This window comes from Streptomyces sp. NPDC029956, from assembly GCF_055574655.1.
In genome coordinates, this window is record NZ_JBVHZJ010000027.1 from 1 (window position 1) to 20,941 (window position 20,941).

18 protein-coding genes are annotated in these 20,941 nt (G+C 71.7%); 9 read left to right on the forward strand and 9 right to left on the reverse strand.

The genetic code is table 11. The annotated features are described in order from the left end of the window. Positions 1 to 147 precede the first annotated feature (147 nt). Together ACZ4XX_RS21750 and ACZ4XX_RS21755 are read right to left on the reverse strand one after the other, a co-directional pair. Positions 148 to 1,839: an ADP-ribosyltransferase domain-containing protein gene (locus tag ACZ4XX_RS21750; RefSeq protein WP_468509503.1), complete on the reverse strand. Its 1,692-nt coding sequence runs from the start codon at positions 1,837 to 1,839 to the stop codon at positions 148 to 150. A 124-nt stretch (positions 1,840 to 1,963) separates the two neighbouring features. Next, the gene (locus tag ACZ4XX_RS21755; protein ID WP_468509504.1) at positions 1,964 to 2,632 is read right to left on the reverse strand and encodes a macro domain-containing protein; all 669 of its coding nucleotides are present in this window, start codon (positions 2,630 to 2,632) and stop codon (positions 1,964 to 1,966) included. Positions 2,633 to 2,897: 265 nt separating this feature from the next. On the opposite strand from ACZ4XX_RS21755, the gene ACZ4XX_RS21760 reads away from it, so the two are divergent. The 3 genes from ACZ4XX_RS21760 (at position 2,898) to ACZ4XX_RS21770 (ending at position 6,814) form a co-directional block, all read left to right on the forward strand. After that, complete coding sequence (locus tag ACZ4XX_RS21760) at positions 2,898 to 6,017, forward strand: phosphocholine-specific phospholipase C (protein ID WP_468509505.1); 3,120 nt, start codon at positions 2,898 to 2,900, stop codon at positions 6,015 to 6,017. A gap of 105 nt (positions 6,018 to 6,122) precedes the next feature. Further along, a complete protein-coding gene (locus tag ACZ4XX_RS21765; protein WP_468509506.1) occupies positions 6,123 to 6,425 on the forward strand; it encodes an ArsR/SmtB family transcription factor in 303 nt (100 codons plus the stop codon). After that, a complete protein-coding gene (locus ACZ4XX_RS21770; protein ID WP_468509507.1) occupies positions 6,422 to 6,814 on the forward strand; it encodes a VOC family protein in 393 nt (130 codons plus the stop codon). The genes ACZ4XX_RS21765 and ACZ4XX_RS21770 overlap by 4 nt, the downstream gene beginning before the upstream one ends. A 47-nt stretch (positions 6,815 to 6,861) precedes the next feature. Here the strand turns inward: ACZ4XX_RS21770 and ACZ4XX_RS21775 are convergent, their stop codons facing one another. The 5 genes from ACZ4XX_RS21775 to ACZ4XX_RS21795 form a co-directional block, all read right to left on the reverse strand. Next, positions 6,862 to 7,734, reverse strand: coding sequence for a sulfite exporter TauE/SafE family protein (locus ACZ4XX_RS21775; protein WP_468509508.1), 873 nt, complete (start codon positions 7,732 to 7,734; stop codon positions 6,862 to 6,864). Beyond that, entirely contained in the window at positions 7,731 to 8,321 is a 591-nt protein-coding gene (locus tag ACZ4XX_RS21780) for a rhodanese-like domain-containing protein (RefSeq protein ID WP_468509509.1), read from the reverse strand. The genes ACZ4XX_RS21775 and ACZ4XX_RS21780 overlap by 4 nt, the downstream gene beginning before the upstream one ends. Positions 8,322 to 8,470: 149 nt before the next feature. Further along, complete coding sequence (locus ACZ4XX_RS21785) at positions 8,471 to 9,859, reverse strand: MBL fold metallo-hydrolase (RefSeq protein ID WP_468509584.1); 1,389 nt, start codon at positions 9,857 to 9,859, stop codon at positions 8,471 to 8,473. 262 nt (positions 9,860 to 10,121) lie between these two features. Continuing rightward, a complete protein-coding gene (locus ACZ4XX_RS21790; protein ID WP_468509510.1) occupies positions 10,122 to 11,549 on the reverse strand; it encodes a choice-of-anchor A family protein in 1,428 nt (475 codons plus the stop codon). 60 nt (positions 11,550 to 11,609) lie between these two features. After that, positions 11,610 to 12,473, reverse strand: coding sequence for a peptidoglycan-binding domain-containing protein (locus ACZ4XX_RS21795; RefSeq protein WP_468509511.1), 864 nt, complete (start codon positions 12,471 to 12,473; stop codon positions 11,610 to 11,612). Positions 12,474 to 13,198: 725 nt separating this feature from the next. Between ACZ4XX_RS21795 and ACZ4XX_RS21800 the strand changes: the two genes are divergently transcribed. From ACZ4XX_RS21800 to ACZ4XX_RS21820, 5 genes are read left to right on the forward strand one after another with little or no spacing between them, the layout of a single operon-like run. Beyond that, positions 13,199 to 14,512, forward strand: a complete 1,314-nt coding sequence (locus ACZ4XX_RS21800; protein ID WP_468509512.1) for an ATP-binding protein — start codon at positions 13,199 to 13,201, stop codon at positions 14,510 to 14,512. A 1-nt stretch (position 14,513) separates the two neighbouring features. After that, entirely contained in the window at positions 14,514 to 14,921 is a 408-nt protein-coding gene (locus ACZ4XX_RS21805; protein ID WP_229312772.1) for a roadblock/LC7 domain-containing protein, read from the forward strand. Beyond that, on the forward strand, positions 14,918 to 15,274 hold the full coding sequence (locus tag ACZ4XX_RS21810; protein ID WP_266901946.1) for a DUF742 domain-containing protein: 357 nt from the start codon (positions 14,918 to 14,920) through the stop codon (positions 15,272 to 15,274). Before ACZ4XX_RS21805 ends, ACZ4XX_RS21810 begins: the two co-directional genes overlap by 4 nt. After that, positions 15,255 to 15,878, forward strand: a complete 624-nt coding sequence (locus ACZ4XX_RS21815) for a GTP-binding protein (protein WP_468509513.1) — start codon at positions 15,255 to 15,257, stop codon at positions 15,876 to 15,878. The genes ACZ4XX_RS21810 and ACZ4XX_RS21815 overlap by 20 nt, the downstream gene beginning before the upstream one ends. Beyond that, positions 15,875 to 17,332 (forward strand): cytochrome P450, encoded by a 1,458-nt coding sequence (locus ACZ4XX_RS21820; protein ID WP_468509514.1) that lies wholly within the window; start codon positions 15,875 to 15,877, stop codon positions 17,330 to 17,332. Before ACZ4XX_RS21815 ends, ACZ4XX_RS21820 begins: the two co-directional genes overlap by 4 nt. A gap of 54 nt (positions 17,333 to 17,386) precedes the next feature. Here the strand turns inward: ACZ4XX_RS21820 and ACZ4XX_RS21825 are convergent, their stop codons facing one another. Beyond that, positions 17,387 to 18,439, reverse strand: a complete 1,053-nt coding sequence (locus tag ACZ4XX_RS21825; protein ID WP_468509515.1) for a terpene synthase family protein — start codon at positions 18,437 to 18,439, stop codon at positions 17,387 to 17,389. Between the two features lie 183 nt (positions 18,440 to 18,622). Continuing rightward, positions 18,623 to 20,311, reverse strand: coding sequence for an MFS transporter (locus ACZ4XX_RS21830; RefSeq protein WP_468509516.1), 1,689 nt, complete (start codon positions 20,309 to 20,311; stop codon positions 18,623 to 18,625). A 47-nt stretch (positions 20,312 to 20,358) separates the two neighbouring features. Here ACZ4XX_RS21830 and ACZ4XX_RS21835 point away from each other — a divergent pair, with 47 nt between their 5' ends. After that, positions 20,359 to 20,940, forward strand: a complete 582-nt coding sequence (locus tag ACZ4XX_RS21835) for a helix-turn-helix domain-containing protein (RefSeq protein WP_468509517.1) — start codon at positions 20,359 to 20,361, stop codon at positions 20,938 to 20,940. Position 20,941: the final 1 nt, after the last annotated feature.

A 20,941-nucleotide genomic window follows, 5' to 3' on the forward strand; every position in this document is an offset into this window, starting at 1 on the left:
CCTGGTTTTTTCGTGGAACATCCTTCCGGTTGGTAAAAGGGCCCGATTCTTGCCGTGAAAGAACTTCCTCCTCCCGGGTCCCCTGCCCCACCGAACCGCCCCCCCGACGTGGTTCCGGTCCACCGGACGGGACCCCGACGTGCTGGTCTAGGAGACCAGGCCCTGACCCTCCAGCTCGGTCAGCCGCACGGTGCAGAGGCCGCCGCGTTCGGCCTTCACCTCCGTGACCTTCAGCCGGGTGCCCGGCGCGAGGATGTACTCCTCCTCGCCGGTGAACGCGGAGAACCTCCGGATCGCCACCGCCCGCGCCGGGGTGACCTCGAACAGGGTCCGCCGGCCGCGGCTCCCGAGGAACGCCTTCGCCACGCCCAGCTCGGACGTGCACGACGACACGCCCCACCAGGTCACCGTCTGCCCCGGCGGATACTGCGACCGCAGATCCAGCGCCACACCGCGCCACAACGGCCGGGTCTGCGCCGGCAGCGACTCCATCGCCGAGAACAGCAGCCGCAGATACGGCAGATAGGGCACCAGCCGCTCCCGGTCCGGGGACCGCAGGACGGCGTTGATCTCGCGGTAGAACGCCGACTCGCAGGTGTAGAGGTGCAGCGCCGCGATCGCGTCGGCGGACAGTCCCTCCCCGAACCCGGACTCCCCGAACGCCGCTTCCCCGGACGAGGCTTCCCCGGACCTCCGGGGCCCCGCCTCGGCGACCTTCGACTCGCCGAACGCGCTCGACCGTTCGATGTGCCGGTCCAGCCGGGCGAGGACCTGCGTCACCGGCTCGACGGCCTTCCGGAAGTCCATCAGAGGCGTGTCGAACACCCCGGTGACGGCCGGGAGGACGAGTCCCTCGTCCTTGACGCTCGTGAGGCGTTCCAGATACAGCTGGTGGAGCTCCATCGTCGAGGCGATGAACGCCCCCATCCGCTCCGCGACGTCACCGTTCCCCGCTCCGCCCGCGCCCGCCGCCCTCCGGTCCCAGCCCTTGCTCGGCAGCCAGTCGACCGGCTCGGCGCCCACCGTGGCCAGGGCGTCGTTCACCTGGGCGAAGTGGTCCCCGTCGCAGAAGATGTCGCCCTGGGCGGCCGGGTTGGCGTGGTCGAGGTGCCGGACCTCCACCCCCGGGTACTTCTTCTCCAGCCGCTGGACGACCCTCTTCAGGCTCCGGGCGTGCGCGCCCCACCAGGCGAACACCACACCCCGGTCCTCCTCCGCGGCGTCCTGCTTCGCCCGGAGGATCTCCTCGACGATCTGCTCGGCCACCGGCCGCCAGAAGGACGTGTGACGGTCCGTCGGCAACGCCCCGTCCGCACTCGCGGTGAGCGAGGCGTTGAGCAGGAGCACACCCTGGGTGAGCATCGCCTGGAACCACTCCGGCGGCGCGACCGTGTCCTCCTTCTTCAACAGCGCGCGCACGTCGGCGATCGGCGTCTTCTTGACGATGCCGTACTTCCACATCGCGGCCGCCTTGATGATGCAGCGGATGCTGACCACACGGCCGAACTGGCTGTCCTTCCAGTCGTTGAAGGTGTTGTCGAACATCGCGATGCCGGTCGCGCTCTCCGCCCGCGGATACGGGTTCTGTCCGAAGGCGACCACCTTCCACTTGTGCGGCGGATGGGGCTTCAACGCCTGGAACGTCAGCTCGCGCACCGGAACCACCTCCGGACTGCGCTTCGGCCCGATGAAGCCGGCGGCCCCCGGCTGCGCCTCGATCACCGGAGCCAGCAGCGGAAGCCACGGCTCACCGCCACCGGTGAACAGATCGGCGAGACCGAGGGGGTCTCCGGCGGAGGAACCGGCGTCGCCTGCGGCCGTCACGTCGACATCGTTCACGAGGGCGGAACTCCCAGAGCTCGGACCGGCCGCCCCCTCGGGCGCACCGGCATGCTGTACGGATTCGGTGAGGCCGTCGCCGGTGGACCCGCCCTGTGCGGTTCCGGTCTGCGGAGCCTTCGCGTCAGTGGCGAAAGGAACGTCGCCGCGGGACGTCGATCCGGACCCGCTGCGCGGACCCCGCTCCCTCGATGTCGTCGAGCTGCCCGAGCACCGCGGCCCGCAACTCGTCGTAGTCCTCGAACCCGTGGTCCTGGAAGAGGGAGTAGCCCGTCCACATCAGATTGGCGCAGACCCCCGCCGGCACCCGGCCGGTCTGCGCGCCCATCCCCACGAGCGCCACCGACCTGATGCTGCCGGGCTTCACCCGGTTCTGCAGGTGCACCGCCTGGAACGCCGCCGCGCACGCCAGCGCCACGTTCATCGTCTCGCTGACGTTCTGCGAGGACTGCCGCATGGTCGGCGTCGAGATCAGGTACCGCGGTACGGACGCCCCGGAGGGGACGCACACCGCGCTGCCCACCGGCAGGCTCCCGCCGAACCGGTCGCGGATCGCCCGCTGCACCCTCACCTGGATGCCCGCGCCGAGGTGCCGCTTGACGACGGCGTCGACGCCACCGTCCATCCGGCCCCGCGCGTTGGTGGGGGACACCCACGCGTCGACCTCCACGTCGAGCAGGGATCCGCGCCGGATCTCCACCTCGGGCGTGTCCGCGAACGCGGACCGCCAGGCCGTCACCACCTCGTCGTTGACATCGACCAGAACGACCCTCAACGCACGTTCGACACCCACGAAATCCGCCCCTCTCGCGCAACCGCTCGAACAAGATCGAAGCTATCGCGAGGCACTGACAACGCGTCCGCGGCGGACGCCGCCCCGGCCCCTGCGCGCTGGTGAGCCGACCCCGCGCCCGGATCGGGGCGGAGTGATCGGATTCAGCGTCGGTGTTCGTCTCCCGTTCACCGGCAGCCCCAGTCCGGGACTCCCGGGTCTCCTAGACATAACGGGTCTGGACCACAGCGGGTCCCGACGCGAAAGACCCGAGGAGTCCCCCGTCATGCCTCCCTCCCCCGACGTCTCCCGGCGCGCGCTGCTGGGCGGCGCCGCCGGCGCCGCCGTGCTCGCCTCGCTGCCGCTCAGCGTGCGCGAGGCCCTTGCCGCGCCCGCCCGCCCCGGCCGGCTGGAAGACATCGAGCATGTCGTCGTCCTGATGCAGGAGAATCGTTCCTTCGACCACTACTTCGGGACCCTGCCCGGAGTCCGAGGCCTCGGGGACCGTACCGCCGTCCGCGGCGTCAACGGCAGGTCGGTCTTCCACCAGCCCGACCCCTCCCGCCCCGAGGGCCACCTCGTCCCCTTCGCCATGAACGCGGCCCACACCGACGCCTACCGGAACGGCGCCCCCGCCTTCGGCTTCGTCGACTCCTTCCCGCTCTGGAACGACGGGCGGGCCGACGGCTACGTCACCGGCCGCAGCAGCGGCTGGCTCGGCCACGGCTTCTACGAGCCCGCCGACATGCCGTTCTACAACGCGCTCGCCCGCACCTTCACCGTCTGCGACCAGTACCACGCGTCGGTCCAGTGCAACACCAACACCAACCGCGACCACTTCATGACCGGCACCAGCGGCGGCACGGTCGGCGACACCGTCGTCTACAACAACAGCTACATTCCCGGCGGTTACACCTGGACCACCTACGCCGAGCGGCTCCAGGGCGCCGGGGTCACCTGGAAGACCTACCAGGCCCGGGACAACTACGACGACAACGCCCTCGCGTGGTTCAAGCCCTTCCAGCAGGCGAAGCCCGGCGAGCCGCTCCACGACCGGGGCATGGCGAAGGTCGGCGCCGCGGCCGACCAGGGCGACGGCCACAAGATGGGCGACGCCCTCGTCGAGGCGTTCCGCGCCGACGTGGCCGCCGACCGCCTGCCGCAGGTGTCCTGGATCGTCGCCCCCGAGGCCCTCTCCGAGCACGCCAGCTGGCCCCCGCCGTTCGGCGAGGACCTCACCGCGCGACTCGTCGAGGCGCTCGCGGACCACCCCGAGGTGTGGGCCAAGACCGTCTTCATCCTCAACTACGACGAGCACGGAGGCTTCTTCGACCACTGCATGCCGCCCGTGCCGCCGCTCTCCGCCGACCGCGGCAGGGCCACCATGTCCGTGGACGGCGAGGTCGTCGTCCGGGTGAGGCAGGCCGACGGGGCCGTCGCGATGCGGGTCGTCTCCCAGGACGGCCGCTACCGGGTCCGCGCCGCCGACGGCCGTCTCACCTGGTCGGACACCCTGCCCGCCGGGGAGACCCTGGTCTCAGGACCGCACGCCATGGGCCTCGGACTCCGGGTGCCGATGCTCGTCGTGTCCCCGTGGACCCGCGGCGGCGTCGTCGACTCCACCGTCCTCGACCACACCTCCGTCATCCGCTTCCTGGAGCGCCGCTTCGGGGTCCGCGAGCCCAACATCAGCCCTTGGCGCCGCTCCGTCACCGGCGATCTGACGTCCGTCTTCGACTTCTCCGGCGAGGACGTCGCCCGGCCCGAACTGCCCGACACCGGAGGCAACGTGGCGAAGGGCGACGCCGCCTCCGGGAAGCCGTCCATCGCCGTCCCCTCGCCGCAGTTCTTCCCGCGCCAGCAGCGCGGCACCCGGCCCGCCCGCCCCGTGCCGTACGCCCTGTCGCTGCGCTCCCGGGTCCGCGACGGCAAGGTCGAGCTCGACCTCCGCAACAAGGGCCGCCAGGCCGCCGTCTTCCAGGTGTACGGGGAGCCGGGCAGCGCCCCCGACTTCTACACCGTCGGCGCGGGCGAGCGGCTCTCCGGCGCCCGCGCGCTCCAGGGCGACACCTACGACCTGCGGGTCCACGGCCCCAACGGCTCCCTGTGGGTGCTGCGCGGCGACACCGGCGACGCCCTGGAGGCCCGCCTGAAGGAGGAGTACGACGACGACCGCGCGTACGTGGAGATCGGGATCGAGAACCGCGGCCGACGCTCCCGCACCTTCCTCGTCGGCGATCTCGCGTACGGCGGCGGGGTCCGTGAGGTCCGGGTCGGCGCGCGCGACGAGCGCACCGTGAGGCTTCGGGTGCCGGCCGAGCGCTGGTACGACATCGCCGTGAGCGCCGCCGACGATCCGCGCTTCCTGCGCCGCTTCGCCGGCCGTTTCGCCGACCGGGACCAGGACCGCGGGCACGGCCGCGAACGGGGCCGGACCCGTGGCGTCACCGACCCGGCGATGGGCCTCCCCGACGCCCTCACCACCGAGGTCACCACGGTCGCCGGTGACGAGCCGGTCGTTGCGGGCGGGACCACGGCCCGGTTCACCGCCACCGTGACCAACCACGGACCCGTCGAGCTCCACGATGTCGCCCTCGCCTTCACGGTGCCCTCCGGGTGGACGGCGAAGCAGCTCGCGGACACCCCGCCGAGGACCCTGCACGCCGGTTCGTCGTATGCCGTGAGCTGGGACGTCACCGTGCCCGCCGACGCCCCGGCGTACGGCTCCGCCCGGCTGCTCGCGGTCGCCCGCGGCCGCGCGGCCGACGGACTGCGCCTCGCCGAAGGCGAGATCCAGGCCCGGATCGCCCCGTCCATGAGCGGTCATCTGCTCGCCGAGGACTTCCAGTCGCTCGCCGGGAAGCTGGTCGAGCGAGGCCAGGTGCTCGGCTGGACGGCGACGGCACCGGACGGCTGGTCGGTCGTCGACGCGGCCGCCATGCCGCAGGGCACACCGATGTTCCAGGGCTGGACCTTCCACACCCGCCGCGCCTGGTCGGCCGGCGCCCAGAACCGGGCGAACTTCACCCGGGGCCTCGGCATCGTCGCGGTCGCCGACCCGGACGACTGGGACGACACCGGCGCGCCCGGGAGCAGGGGCCGCTTCGACTCGACGCTGGTCTCGCCCGCGGTCCCGATCCCGGCCGGCCGTACGACCCTCCGGGTGGACTTCGACTCCCACTACCGGCAGGAGGGCGACCAGAAGGCCGAGGTCCGCGCGGTCTTCGACTCGGGCGAGGAGCAGATCGTGCTGCGGTACGGCCCCGGTTCGCCGGACGCCGAGAACACGGCCGTCGGCAAGGACCTCACGGTTCCGGCGGGGGCCCGTACGGTGACCCTCCGCTTCCGGATGTACGACGCCGGAAACAACTGGTACTGGGCGGTGGACCACATCCGTCTGGGCTGACGCGGGTACGGGTGGGGCCTCGGCGGCCGGCCGCTTCGGCGGCCCCGGCCCCCGGGGGCTCCTCCCGACTTGATAGGCAAGTGAATGCTTGCCTATTCTGGGGTGGTGGCCGACGACCTCTTCAAAGCATTGGCCGACCCCACCCGCCGCACCATCCTCGACGAGCTGACGCAGAAGTCCGGACAGACGCTGTTCGAGATATGCGCCCGGCTGAGCATGAAGCACCAGCTCGGCATCTCGCGCCAGGGCGTCTCCCAGCATCTTGCCGTGCTGGAGGCCGCCGGGCTCGTCGAGACCAGACGGGAGGGGCGTTACAAGTTCCACGACCTGAACACAGCCCCGTTGCGGCAGATCGCGGACCGATGGCTCGCACCGAACCCGTCCGGACCGGAGGAGAACACCCCATGAAGATCCACCTGACCAGCGTCTTCGTCGACGACCAGGCCAAGGCCGAGCGCTTCTACACCGAGATCCTCGGCTTCGTGAAGAAGCACGACGTCCCGCTGGGCGAGACGGACCGCTGGCTGACCGTCGTCTCGCCCGACGAGCTCGGCGGCACCGAACTCCTCCTGGAGCCCGCCGGCCACCCGGCCGTCAAGCCGTACCGCGACACGCTCGTCCAGGACGGCATCCCGCTCGCCCAGTTCGCCGTGGACGACGTGCGGGCGGAGTTCGAGCGCCTGACCGCCCTCGGGGTGCGGTTCACCCAGGAGCCCGTGGAGATGGGCCCCGTCACCACCGCCGTCTTCGACGACACCTGCGGCAACCTGATCCAGATCGCGACCGAGCCGCAGTAGCCCGTACGACGGCGGCACGTCGCGGGCAGCGGCCCCGCGCGCCCGGTTCAGGGGTGCCGCGGGGCGTGCCGTACGCGCGAGCCGATCACGGCCGTCGTACCGCTCCCGAACCCGGCGCCGAGTACCGCCCAGGTGGCGGGGTGCGTCCAGGTGGCAGGGGGGAGCTGCCGGGCCAGGACGAGGACCCCCATCACGACGACGAACCAGCCGAAGGCCGTCCGCAGGGTGTCCTGCGGGATGCGGCCCGCCAGCCGCGCGCCGACCGTGCTGCCGATCACGGCGGCAGCGGTGACCACCAGGGCGAGACCCCAGTCGACCGAGACGCCCGTGAGGTGACCGGCGAGACCGGCGAACGAGTTCATCGCGATGACGAGGAGCGAGGTCCCGACCGCGAGGCCCATCGGAAGTCCGCCGAGGATCGCCAGGGCCGGGACGACGAGAAAGCCGCCGCCGGAGCCGACGAGACCGGTCACGGCACCCACGGCCAGACCCTTGACGGCGATGCCCGCGACGGCCTGACCGGCCCTCTCGGGCCGCGCGGCCCCACGGTCGCGGTGGCCCCCACCGCGCGGCCTGCGGAGCATCGCCACCGCCGTGGCCAGCATCATCACGGCGAAGCCGACGAGCAGGACCGGGCCGGGCACGTACTCCGCGAGCCGTCCGCCCCCGTACGCGCCCGCCATGCTGAACACGCCGAACAGCAGGCCGGTCCGCCACCGGACCCGTCGCGCCCGTGCGTGCGGGACCAGGGCGGCCAGGCTGGTGACGCCGACGACGAACAGCGAGGCGGCGATCGCCTCCTTGGTGCCCTGACCCGCCAGGTACACCAGGATCGGCACCGTGAGGATCGACCCGCCGCCCCCGAGCACGCCCAGGCTGACGCCGATGAGCAGGGAGGCGGCGACGACGAGGACGGTCACGGCGTGCTCCGCAGCTCCGCGATCACGGTACGGATGTCGGGGCGGGGGCCGCGGTTGTACGGGAGCCTGGAGAGCAGGACGCCCATCATGCAGGAGTTGCTGAGGGCCGCGTAGGTCAGTCCCGCGCCGATCGCCGTCCCGATCAGATGGACGCCCGGCACCAGGACGCCGACGAGACCGGTGGTCAGGACGACGGAGCCCGCGACGAGGCGCACCTGGCGCTCCATGTCCCAGCGCTCGGGCCCGCGGTTCACGGGCGCGCCGGCCCCCTCCCAGGCGTTCATGCCGCCGTCGAGGACGCGGAGGTTCGGCAGTCCCACGTCGGCGAGCGCCTGCTCGGCCTGCGCCGCCCGGGCGCCGGACCGGCAGACCAGGACGACGTCCTCGTCGAGGTGGGAGAGGAGCTCGGCGCGGTGCTCGCGCAGCGTGTCCAGGGGGACGTTGTACGCGCCCGGGATGTGCACGGTGCGGAACTCGCCGGGCGTCCGTACGTCGAGGAGGCGCGGCGCGCGCCCCTCCCGGACGAGCTGGTGCAGGACGACGGGGGTGAGGGAGGACGGCGGGGCGGGTGAGGGCGTGGCGCTCATGCGTGACTCCGGATGGAGGGATGGAGGGATGGAGGGATGGAGGGAGGTGGGCAGCGGAGAGGAGGGGGCATACTCAGGGGGGTATGCGATAGGCAGTGAAGGGCCACCGTTTCGAAGTGGCGAGGATGCCCCCGGGAGTGTCTGGAAGGTCAGCCGGCGGCAGGGGCCGCGGGCTGGTCCAGGGCCGCGTAGCCGCCCAGGACGTCGGAGACGTCCTCGAAGCCGCGGTGGCGCAGCAGGCTCGCCGCGATGGAGGAGCGGTGGCCGCCGGCGCAGTGCACGACCAGGGGCCGGTCGGCGGGCAGCTCGTCCGTGCGCCGGGCGAGCTCGCTCAGGGGGACGTGCAGGGCGTCGTCGAGGAAGCCGTTCGCCTCGCGCTCGCCACAGGTGCGCACGTCCACGACCAGCGGAGGGAGCGCGCCCGCGAGCGCGGCCCGGAGCTGGGCGGCGGTCAGCCGGCTTGCCGGGGTGACCGCGTCGGACAGCTCCTCCAGGGCGTCTTCGGGGTCGCGCAGGTAGCCCGCCACGCGGTCGAAGCCGATCCGGGCGAGGCGGGTGACGACCTCCTCCTCGCGGTTCTCCGGCGCGATGACGACCAGCTCGTCGCCGGGGTCGAGGACGCTGCCGGCCTGCTCGGCGAACCGCCCGTCGGCGGGGACGTTCACCGCGCCGACCAGGTGGCCCGCCGCGAACCGCTGGGGCGGGCGCGCGTCGACGACGACCGCGCCCGAGCGGCGCAGCTCGGCGAACTCGGCCCGGGAGAGCGGTTGCGCCGCCGTCGTGGCGTCGTACCGCTCCCGGTTCTTCCGGTTGAGCTCGGCGTCGTAGGCGAAATAGCCCGGCGCGGCGGGCTGCCCGGCGGTGACCAGCGCGACGAAGGCGTCCCGGCTCATCGGCGCGCAGGCGTAGTTGGTGGCGCGCTGTGCCCCGATCGTGGACTGCTTCTCGGTGGAGAGGCTCTTGCCGCACGCGGAGCCGGCCCCGTGCGCGGGGAAGACCCGCACCTCGTCAGGGAGGGCCATCAGCTTGTTCTGGACGCTGTCGTGGAGCATCGCGCCGAGTTCCTCGGCGGTGACGCCCACGGACGCGAGCAGGTCGGGCCGGCCGACATCGCCGATGAACAGTGCGTCGCCGGTGAGGACGCCGTACGGGACGGAGTCGTCGCCGTGCTCGTACACCAGGACGCTGATCGACTCCGGGGTGTGCCCGGGCGTCTCCATGATCTCCAGGACGGCGTCGCCGAGGACGATCCGCTCGCCGTCGGCCAGCGTGCGGATCGGGTACTCGGTCTCGGCCCGGCTGCCGTAACCGATCCAGGCGCCGGTGCTGTCGGCCAGCTCCAGGTGGCCGGCGACGAAGTCGGCGTGGAAGTGGGTGTTGATGACGCCGACCACGGTGAGGCCGTGGCTGCGGGCGTCGGCGAGGTACTCGGAGACGTCGCGACGCGGGTCGACGACCACCGCCCGGCCGGTCCGCTCGTCGGCGATCATGTAGGACGCCTGGGAGAGGCAGTCGAGGTAGTACTGGGCGAAGAACACGGTCATCCTTTCGTGCGCTATGCACGCACCGGGGTACCCCTTGGCTTCTGATACCCCCCTGGGTATGTGCGAGCTCGACCGTAAAGGGACTCGCCATGGCAAGTCAAATACCCCCCTAGGTATCCGTGGGCGGAAGATGAGGACACCGAGAGGGGGAACGGCACAGAGCCGCCCTCCGACCGGGATGACTTCCCGGCCGGAGGGCGGCTCTGCGGGGTGTGCGCGGCCCGCCCGCGGTCGGGCGTGCCTTCGGGTCACCGGGTCAGCGCCGGGCGCCCGCGCGGCGACGGGTGAACACGAGGATCGCGGCACCGGCCGCGCCCAGGGCCGCGGCGGCGACGGCGTACGGGGTGAGCTGCGCACCCGTGGTCGCGAGGGAGCTGTCGCCGGGCTCGGTGACGGACGGCGAGGGCGGCGTCGTACCGGGCGCGGCGGGCGCGGAGCTGCTCTCGGTGGGAGGGGCGGAACCCTCGGGCGCGGTCGTCTCCGGGGTTCCCGGGGTCTCCTCGGCGGGCTGCGAGGTGGTGGGGGTCGGCGGCGCGGTGGTGGGCGTCGTGGCGGAGGGGGTCGGCGTGGGCGTGGTGCTCGGGCCCTCGGGCGTGGGCTTGCAGCTGAAGGTCGAGGAGCCGGTCCACGGGTAGTTGTGGGTCTCGTTGCCCGTGCCGTGGGTGCGCAGGTCGCCGCCGATGTAGACGCGGCCGTTCGTGCTGGCCGTCAGGTCCGCGGACGCCTTGGGGGCGAGGATCGACCCCATGAAGTTCCCTCCGCCGCCGAGGGTGAGCGACGGGGACGCCTCGAAGTTGTAGAGGATCCGCGACGCGGCCTCGCCGAAGTGCGCCGAACTGTACGCGTCGACGCGGTCGCCGTTGAAGCCGACGGACATGGGGGAGATGCCCACCGCCTGACCTCCCGTCACGTTCACCACGACGGCCGCGCGCTCGGGAATCGACCGGAAGTCGAAGGACGAGGCGCCGTCCAGCTCCTTGGCGGAGATCTCGAACACCTGCGGGCCGGAGCCGGCCTTGCCGCCCTCGAAGGTGACGGTGTCGCCCCGGCGCTCGGTCGTACCGGTGGGCTTCAGCGCCCCCAGGGACGCCGACTCGTCCCGAACGGTGCCGGCGAACGTGTCGTACGGCGTGAGGGCCTCGCGCGCGCCCAGGTCCGACGAGCGGTTCCCGCCGTTCGTCTCCAGCCTGCCCTTCTCGTCGATGGCGCCGCCGACGCGGACGGCACCGCCGTAGCCGGAGGGGGAGGTGAGGCCGTGGCCGACGTCGACCGTCGTCCCGTCGGCTATCGCCAGGTTCCCGCCCACGGCCAGCATGACCGACCCCGGCGGCGGCACGATGCCGGAACCCGCGCCGGCGCGGCCGACGTTGAACACGCCGCCGGACGACTTGGCGAACCTGGCGTTCCCGCCGACGACCAGCAGGCCCTCGGCCTCGGCGGACGCGCCGTCGACGGTGTAGTCGCCGCCGGCGAACAGGGCCACGTTGCTGTCGGTGAACCGCGGTGTGTTCCCGATACCGGGTTCCTCGCCGGGAGCCGGGCAGGTCCGGGTGCTCCCCGGGGCGGGGGTGGAGGCAGGGGCGAGCGGCGTGGCGAGGGCGGGGCCCGCGGCGGTGACGCCGAGGACGACGCCGAGTGCCACGGCACTGCTCAGCCGAAGGCCCGTTCTTCCGGTGGTGCTCATGTACTGGTCCTTTTCTGGATTCCGCGAGGGGGTGGGGTGGGCTGGGGCGGGCGTATGGACTCAGTCGGTCTCGGCCCGGAGGGCGGTGCGGGTGAGCGGGCCGTAGACGCCCGGCCTCTCCGGAAGGTTCCGGGCGATCTGGAAACGGCTCAGGGCTTGGCCCACGGACTCGGTGAACACGCCGTCGGCCGAGCCGAGATAGAGGTAGAGCTGCTGGAGCCGTCGCTGGAGATCGGCGACCTCGGGGCCGGTGCTGCCCAGGGCGATCTCGCGCGGCGTGGGCCGTGCGGGCCGATGGGGGCGGTGCGAGGAAGGCGGCGGCGGAGGCGTGGTCGTGGGGACGGGGGAGTGCGTGGGGGCGGGCGTGCGGGACGGGGTGGCCGAGGGCGGCCCGGGTGTGGTCGGGGCCGGGGGAGGGGTGGTCCGCGCGGCGCGGACGCGCGCGTCGCCCGCCTCGGTCGAGGGGTGCGTGCCGGCGGCGGGGAGGCCGTCGGCCGAGGGGGCCGCGGGTGGGGTCGAGGCGGTCGTGAGGTCGGGAACGGGGAGGGAGAGGGACGGGTGCGATGGCGGCGCGGGTTCGGGGCCGGCGGAGAACCAGACCGTCAGTGCCCCGGCGAGTCCTGCGGAGAGCGCGCCCGCGACCATCAGGGGAAGCGGCATGGACCGCCGCGCCGGGGGCGCCGGGTGGGCGTGCCGGGAGCGGCGCGAACCGGTGGAGGGCGCCGCGGCACGGGCCTGACGGGCCGGAACCTTCGGCAGCCGCGCGGTGGAGTCGATGAGCTCGATGTCCTGCCCGCGGGCTCCCGCGCCGTTGACGTCGGGCCAAGCGACCTTCCCGAAGACGCGATCGGACGGGTGCTCCGGGCCCGCTGCTTCCCGGGCGACGGGCGTGACTGCTGTGGTCAGGGCAGCCCTGTTGCGCATCGAGTTGCTCCAGATGAGGTGAAGCCGAGGGGTGTGTGGCGAAGTCGTGGAGATCTTGACCGTCGTTCAAAGGAGGCGTCAACTGCCCTCAATGCGGCTTAAATCAGATGCTTTCCGACCTTGTTCCTTAAAAGACTTTTAAGGCGTGACGCACGTCACACGACAGGGGCTGGCGGCGAGTCCGGAGAGGGGTACGTGGCCCCGCCGGGGCCGGCTCCGCACGGAGCGGTCGTCTGTTCGGGGGCCGCGAAATCTGATGAATAGGCGCCAGGATGCGATCGGTTCATTGCATTTTTCGTGCAGTGAATGGTCGTTTTATGGGCCGAGAATGACCACTGGAGGCAGCCCTTCCAGCACGGTCACATGGCGAACCCGAACTGACTATGCTCCCCCGTGTGTTGCGCTGCGGTCACAGCGAGTCATGAACGCTGTGGTGCCGAGCGGAAGGAACGGGGCAATCGCCCGAAAGAAGCCCGATTCGTTCCAGTCGGTGCATCGCATCACCTCAGTCCGTTCATTCCAGACTGATTAGGGACCCCTTGATGGTTCGTGCAGGTTCAATTTCCAGAGCCCGGCCACCCGCGGTCGATCGCGTCTGGCTCCTCCCTCCGGGAGTTCTGGCCGGAGCCTTTGCCATAGCGCTTCTCTTCTCCTCTGCACAGATACGGACACCCATCGCCTGGTGCGGTCTCGCCGCGGTCGCACTGACGGCCGTCACGTCTGCCGTGACCGCGCGCCGACTGCGGTCGCGGGACGCGGTGCGCTACGAGCGGGCGATCGTCGACGCGCAGGAGTACTACGCGCAACGCGAGTCCGCGCTGCTCGGACGCCTGGCCGATCAGCGCGCCACCACCGTCTGGCTCGCCGAGGAGCTGCTCCCGGCCGCGGTCGCCCGGATGAAGAAGGGCGACCCCGCCTCGGAGATCCTGCGGTCCGTCAACTTCGGTGAGCACCTCGACGAGGAGTTCACCGAAGCGGTCCGAGGTGCTCTGCAGACGCTCCTGGAAGCGGTGGAGGCCGAGGAGTACACCAGGGACGCCTCCCAGCGGGCACTCGTCGCCGTCGCGCGCCGCGTCCAGGCGATCGTGCACCAGCTCGCCAAGGACCTGCACCAGATGCAGATCATCCACGGCACCGATCTCGTGGTCTCCCGCGGACTCCAGGGCGTCGACCACCGCACCGCCCTGATCGGCCGCCTCGCGGCCAGCATCGCCGTCCTCGGCGACGCGCGGCCCGGACGACAGTGGTCGAAGGCGATCCCCCTCTACGACGTGCTGCGCGGAGCCATGTCGCGCATCGTCGACTTCCCCCGGGTGAAGCTGCAGTCGGTGACCGCCGTGGCCGTCGTCGGCCCCGGAGCCGAGCCGCTCATGCACCTCCTCGCCGAACTGCTCGACAACGCCACCACGTTCTCTCCGCCGCACACCCCGGTGGAGGTGTCCGCGAGCGAGGTGCCCTCCGGCATCGCCATCGAGATCGAGGACCGCGGAGTCGGACTCACCGAAGAGGTCCGTCAACGCGTCGAGCGCATCATGGCGCAGTCGGCGTCCGGCATCCACCTGGCCGGACTCGGCGAGGTGACGCAGCTCGGTCTGCCCGTCGTCAGCCGGCTGGCCCGCGAGCACGGCTGCGAGGTCGACCTGCGCACCTCCGCCTACGGAGGCGTACGGGCCGTGGTGCTGGTGCCCAGGAACCTGATCACCACCGTGCCGCAGTCCGCCGTGCGGTATCCGCAGCCGCCCGCCCGACGGCGCACGGGAGGCCCGATGCTGCCCAGGCCGACGCCCCCGGGCGACGCCCCGAGGGAATCCGCGGAGGTCGGGAAGACCGTCAACGGACTCCCGCAGCGGCGACGCGAGACACCCGTCCAGACGCCGATCGTCCAGGTGGGCCCCACGCCCCCCGCTCCGGCCGCCACCCGGGGGTCCTCCGGCACGACCCGTCAGCCGGGTCTGATGTGGGAGGCCTTCAACGGCGACAAGCGCACGGCCGCCGAACCTTCCCCTTCACACAGCGAGCCTTCAGATGAGGTCGAGTAACATGCTGCCACTGCCGAACATGGACTGGATGCTCAAGGAGCTCGTGGGCGGCGTCCCGTACGTACGACACGTCGTCGTGCTGTCGGCGGACGGCCTGTGCATCGGGCAGTCGAACACGGAACCCGACACGGCCGACGCGATCGCCGCGGCCTGTTCCGGCATCCAGAGCCTGGCGAGGGCCATCGCCCAGCGGTTCCCCGAGGGGGACGGCTCGACGAGGATGGTCGGGATCGAGGCCGACGGCGGTTACTTCTCCCTGATGGCGGCAGGCCCCGGTGCCTACCTCGCGGTGCTCGCCGACGACCAGGTGGACGCCGGCCTGCTGGGCGACCGGATGCGGACGCTGGTGGTCCGGATCGGACAGCACATGACCAGCCCTCCTCGTGAGGACGTCGGGCAGGCGATGTGACATCGGAGAACCAGGACCCCTGGAATGAAACCGATCCCGTTCCGCTCTACGTCATTACCGGGGGCACGGGTTCCGCGGCGAACACCTTCAACCTGGTCACCCTCATCGCGACCCGCTCCGAGCCGGACGCCGCGATGCAGCCCGAGCAGGCCGCCATTCTCACGATGTGCGCCTACCCGCTCTCGGTGGCCGAGGTGTCCGCGTACCTCAGCCTTCCCTTCAGCGTCGTCACCACGCTGCTCTCCCAACTCGTCGAGGACGAACGGGTCGAGGCCATCGCACCCGTGCCCGTCGCGGCGTTCCCCGAACGCGGCCTGCTGGAGGCGGTGATCCATGGACTACGCAAGCTCTGACGTACGCGTTGCCGGCGCACGCGGCACGGACATGCCGCTGCCCCACAGCGCCAGGGGCGTCAAGGTCGTGATCGTCGGAGGATTCGGCGTCGGCAAGACGACCATGGTCGGCGCGGTCAGCGAGATCCCGCCCCTGACCACCGAAGAGACCATGACGCAGGCGGGCGTGGGCATCGACCACAACCCCGGCGCCCAGGGCAAGAACACCACCACCGTCGCCATGGACTTCGGACGGATCAGCATCAACGAGGAGCTGATCCTCTATCTGTTCGGGACGCCGGGACAGGAGCGCTTCTGGTTCCTGTGGAACGGCATCTTCGAAGGCGCGCTCGGCGCCGTCGTCCTCGTCGACACCCGCAGGATCGAAGTCTGCTTCGAAGTCATCACCCGCCTCGAGGACCGCCGCGTCCCGTTCGTCGTGGCCGTCAACACGTTCCCGGAGGCTCCGCACCACCCCGTAGAAGACCTGCGCGCTGCTCTGGCCCTCAGCGAATCCGTGCCCATGGTCACCTGTGACGCACGTGACCGGGCGTCCTGCCGTGACGCCCTGCTGTCGCTGATGGTCTACCTGCGCACCCTCGCCGCCGCCCAGGAGACCGCATGACCCTCCCACCCGCCGAACACACCACAGGGCTGTCCGGGGCGATCCCCCCTCCGGGCTGCCCGGCCCACGTCGCCACCGGACCCGGTGGAGCGACCCGCCTCTACGGCGGCGCCGCCGAGACGGACCCGATGGGCCTGTACGAGGAACTGCGCGCCAAACACGGTCCGGTGGCGCCCGTGCTGCTCGACGGCGACGTACGCGCCTGGCTCGTCCTCGGCTACCTCGAGAACCGCGACGTGGCCAGCCGGCCGACCCAGTTCTCCCGCGACCCCCGCGTCTGGCACGGCTGGCGCAGCGGCGAGATCGACCCCGCCACCTCACCGCTGGTGCCGATGATCGGCTGGCGCCCCGACTGCGTCTGCGCGGACGGCGAGGAGCACCAGCGGCTGCGCGGCGCGGTCACGGCCGGCCTCAGCCAGTTCGACCACCGCGGCATCCGCCGTCACATCACCCGCTTCGCGCACCAGGTGATCGACACGTTCTGCGAGGACGGCGAGGCGGAACTCGTCGGCCAGTTCACCGAGCACGTCCCCATGCTCACGCTGACCCATCTGCTCGGCATGTCGGACGAGGCGGGCCCCCGGCTCGTCCACGCGGCCCGTGACCTCTTCAAGGCCACCGAGACCTCGCTCGCCAGCAACGCGTACGTGCTGGAGAGCCTCGCCCAGCTCGTCGACGCCAAGCGGATCCGTCCCGGGCAGGACATCGCGTCCGCGCTGCTGGCCCACCCCGCGAACCTGTCGGACGAGGAGGTGCAGCACCACCTGCGCCTCATCCTCCTCGCCGGGTACGAGACGACCGCCAACCTCATGTCCAACGTCCTGCGCATGGTGGTCACCGACCCCCGGTTCCGCGGGTCGCTGGCCGGCGGCCAGATGACCCTGCCGGAAGCGGTGGAGCAGGTCCTCTGGGACGAGCCCCCGCTGATGGTGTGCCCCGGCCGCTGGGCCAACGGCGACACCACCCTCGGCGGACAGCAGATCAAAGCCGGGGACATGCTCCTGCTCGGCCTCGCCGCCGGAAACGTCGACGAGGCGATCCGCCCGGATCCCGCGACGCCGGTGCACCACAACCGCGCGCACCTGTCGTTCAGCGCCGGCACCCACGAGTGCCCCGGCCAGGACATCGGCCGCATCATCGCCGACACCGGCATCGACATCCTGCTCACCCGGCTCCCCGACATCGCCCTGTCGATCCCCGAGGAGGACCTCACCTGGCGCTCCTCCACCTGGGCCCGGCACCTGACGGCGCTGCCCGTGAGCTTCGCCGCGCGCGCCCCCCAGGACTTCGACGTCCCGAGCCCGCTGCCGGCCCCGCCGGCCCCGAGCGTCGGGACGCCGGCGGCACCGCCGTGGCAGACGGCGGAGCCGGAGCCCGCGCCCGAGCCGGAGCGCCGCCCCGCACCCCGCCCCTCGTGGCGGACACGGCTCAAGCGCCTCCTGCGGAGGGGATAGGCCGTGCGCCGAGGGGGCTGCCGACGCCTGGCCGTCGGTGTCCCCCTCGCCGGGTCAGGACCGCTGCCGCTGTTCCGGTACGGAGAGGTCCGCGGCGGCGTAGCGAGGCGCTCCCGTGTACCAGGCGTGGAGGCCGGACAGGAAGCCGCAGGCCCCCTGGAGCCAGGTCTCCAGTTCGGCCCGCTCGTCGTGGTCGAGGCCCGATCGCCTTACCAGCTGCGGGAGTTCGCTCTGCCGGAGGTGCTCGAAGTCCCGCAGCCGGGTGTTCACCAGATTCAGGGCGGCGGGTACGGCGTCGTGGAGGGCGATGCCCAGGGACGTACCGAGGACCACGACCAGGTTGTTGACGTCGTGTTCCTCGTGGACCTCCCGCTCGTACGACGCGAGGTCGTTGGCGAGACCCATGTAGTCCATGAAGGCGTCGAGCAGGGCTCGTACGGTCCGGCTGTGCCGTATCTGCTCGGGGATGCGTGCGCCGGTGGCCAGCTCGACGGAGTACGGGGCGGTGTGGGCGGCGAAGCTCTCGCGCCGGAACGGGGCGTACTCGATCAGGTGGGGGACACGGCCGCCGCGGCTGTTGGCCAGTTCCTCGACCCCCGCGTCGACGTAGCGCACCAGGGCGCGGTTGAACTCGTGCCGCCAGTGCGCCAGTCGGGGCGGGAAGAGCTGCCGCTGCAGATCGACGATGCCCCGCTCGACCGGGTTCGACGGCTCGGGCGACCGGGCGCCGTTGCCGAAGTCCGGTCGGAGGAACTCGTGCAGTCGGGCGGTGAAGGCCACGGCGCCGGGCAGGTCACCGGTCTGCTTGAAAGCGGCGGCGAAGTAGTCGTCCCACGCCAACGCCCATATGTTGAAACGGTGGTTGAGCCTGAGGTCGGCGAACGAGGCATCGGGTAGTGCCCAGGCGGTCAGCTGGTCGACCGTCATGGCATGGAACTGCGTCCGGGTCCATATGGGGGGATGCCCCGACGGTCCTTCCGCACCGTCGAGCATGCCCATCGCGCGCGCCCACGTCTCGCTCTCCTCGTGCAGGGCCGACAGATACGGATTCACCCGCAGTGGATAGGGCATCCACAGCCGGGGCTGCTCGAGAGCACGCACTGTCATGGGGACCAACCTCCTTCTTCGTTCGGCCGCGGAGGGACGCGGTTGGGCTGTGTGCACTCCCGCACGAGGTGACGGCCGCACTGCCGTGACGCCGGACGATGCCCGGCTCGCGGCCCTCCAAACCTGCCCGCCACCTGCGATCGTCAACCCCTCAACTGTTCCTGACCAGTATTCAGAACAGCTTCATGCGGAAGGAAACGATCCTTCTGGAGAACGTTCCGTAATTCCGCGCAAACTATCGTCATCCTTCCCGGGTGTCTCCGTCCGAGTGCCCTTCGGGCCTCGGGCGAGTACGCAGAAGAGGAGGACGGCCATCACGACGACGCCCGCCCACATGGCCTGCTGCCAGCCGTCGACGAAGGACTCCCGGGCCGCTCGGATCAGCGCCCGCCCGTGGGAGCCGGCTCCGCCCGCCGCCTCGACGGCGTTCGCGAGGCCTTCGCGGGCTGTGTCGGCCACCCCCTGGGGGACGCCGTCGAGCCGGGTGTCGATGGTGCCGCGGTAACCGGCGGAGACCATCGCGCCGAGCAGGGCGACACCGAGCGCGGTGCCGAACTCGCGCGTGACGTCGTTGAGCGCGGAGGCGACGCCCTGACGCTCACGCGGCAGGGAACCGGTGATGGCCTCGGTCGAGGGCGTCATGGACAGGCCCATGCCGGTCCCCATGGCGAGCATGCCGGGCAGCACGGACAGGTAGCCGCCGTCGACGGAGACATACGTGGCCATCAGGGCCAGGCCGGCACCGGCCGTCAGGATTCCCGTCGCCATCGTCGAACGGGCACCGACCCGGCCCGCGAGCCTCGGAGCGAGACCCGAGGACGCCATCATGGCCACCGCCATCGGCATGAGCGCCAGCGTGGACAGCAGACCGGACCAGCCCGACACGGCCTGGAAGAACGGGAAGAGGACCACGAACACGCCCGCCTGGACGCCGAACAGCACCAGGAGCGTGAGCGATCCGGTCGCTGCCGAGCGCTTGCCGAACAGACGCAGGTCCAGGAGCGCCGCATCCCGGCGGCGCAGTTCCCACCCGACGAAACCGACGGCGGCGACGACACCGACCGTGCCGCCGAGCAAGGTCGCCGGGGCGGCCCAGCCCCGCTCCGGGCCCTCCTGGAGGACGAAGACCAGGCCGACCACGGCGACGACCGAGGTCAGCGCGCCGACCGTGTCGAAGGAGTGCCCCGAGGCCTCACGGGAGTCGGGCACGGACCGCAGCGTCAGGGCGAAGGCCACGACGACGAGCGCGACGGGCAGCACGAAGAGCCACCGCCAGTTCGCCACGTCGACCAGGGCCGCGGAGAGGAACATGCCCAGGACGCCGCCACCACCGGCCACCCCGGTCCACACCCCGATCGCCCGACCGCGCTCCTCCTCGGGGAAGGTCGTGGTGATGACGGCCAGGGTGATCGGCATGATCATCGCCGCGCCCACGCCGCCGAGCAGACGCGCGGCGAGCATGACCTCCGCGGAGGGGGCCAGCGCGGCGGCCACTCCTGCCGCCCCGAAGACCGCCAGACCGCCGAGCAGCACGGGCTTGCGGCCGAGGCGGTCACCGATGGCGCCGAGCGGCAGCAGGAGCGCGGCGAGGGCGAGCGTGTAGATGTTGACGATCCACAGGATCGTGCTCTGCGAGGCGCCGAAGGCGACGGCGAGGTCGGGCTGGGCCACGTTGAGACCGGACACGGAGGCGATGACGGCCATCAGGGCGACGCAGACGGCGATCAGGACGGTACGACGTCGACGCGCATCGAGGGTGCCAGGAGCGGGCGCGTCAGGACCGGCTGCGCCAGGAGAGGGTGCGCTCGCGTCGGTGGTGCCGCGCGGGTCGGCGTCGACGCTCACCTGGACGGGCGTGTGGTGGGGATTCATGCCCCGACCGTAGGCAGAGTTTGCGGAAGGGGCATACATTGATGCTTATGACGCAAGAAGATGGTGAGCTGGACAGCCTCGTGCGCAAAAGGATCCGTGCCCTGCGCGTCGCTCAGGGCTGGTCCCTCGAAGAACTGGCCACCCGCGCCAACCTCAGCCAGTCCTCCCTCAGCCGCATCGAGAACGGTCGGCGCCGCCTGGCCCTCGACCAGCTCGTCACCCTCGCCCGAGCCCTGGACACCACTCTCGACCAGCTGGTCGAGACGGCCACCGACGACGTCGTCACCAGTCCGATGATCGACGGCGCCCACGGGCTGATGCGCTGGCCCATCAAGGCGGAACCGGGCATGACCGTCGTACGCCAGCGGATGACGGAACCCCCACCGGACAGCCCCGCACGCCTGCGCGCCCATCCGGGCCGCGAGTGGCTCGTCGTCCTCTCCGGCACCGCCGTCCTGCTGCTCGGCAACCGCCGCATCCGGGTGGAGACCAACCAGGCCGCGGAGTTCCCCACGATGCTGCCCCACGCCATCGGCGCCGAGGGCGGCCCGTGCGAGATCCTCGGCATCTTCGACCGCGACGCCCGCCGCGGGCACCGGACGGAGAAGGACCCGGGCGGGACGTCGTAGC